Here is a 667-nt window from a genome sequence, read left to right on the forward strand (position 1 = left end):
ACTGTCCCTGGACAATATCGCCTACCTGATCTACACCTCCGGCTCCACCGGCATCCCGAAAGGAGTGGCGGTCACCCACCGCGGGGTGGCCGATTTCGCGACCGAGTTACACGATCGCTGCACGGTCACGCCGGACTCGCGGGTGTTGCATTTCTCCTCACCGAGTTTCGACGCCTCGGTGCTGGAGTATCTGATGGCGTTCGGTGCCGGGGCGGAGTTGGTGATCGCGGCCCCGGCGATCCGTGGTGGAAGCGAACTGGCCGAACTGTTGCGCACCGAACATGTCACGCACGGGTTCGTCACACCGACGGTGCTGGCCACGCTCGACCCGACCGGTCTGGACGGGTTCACCGAGGTGGTCACCGGGGGTGAGGCCTGCCCACCGGAGCTGGTCACCCGCTGGGCGGTGGGACGGCGACTCTATGACGCGTACGGGCCGACCGAGGCCACGATCATGTCCAATATCAGTGATCGGCTGGTCCCGGATACCCCGGTGACCGTGGGAGGCCCGGTCCGGGGGGTGCACGAGGTCGTGCTCGATGCCCGGCTGCGGCCGGTGCCGGTGGGAGTGGCCGGGGAGTTGTATCTGGCCGGTGCCGGGGTGGCGCGGGGTTATCACGGTCGTGCCGGGCTGACCGCGGCACGGTTCACCGCGGACCCCTACGGC

The 667-nt window shown here is 68.2% G+C and carries 1 protein-coding gene; it reads left to right on the plus strand.

The genetic code is table 11. From position 1 onward, the window contains the following. Positions 1–667: AMP-binding protein (locus tag NS4_RS31060; RefSeq protein WP_157106363.1), on the plus strand; the 667-nt coding region annotated here is incomplete at both ends.

This window comes from Nocardia sienata NBRC 100364 (assembly GCF_001613205.1).
Lineage (GTDB): Bacteria > Actinomycetota > Actinomycetes > Mycobacteriales > Mycobacteriaceae > Nocardia > Nocardia sienata.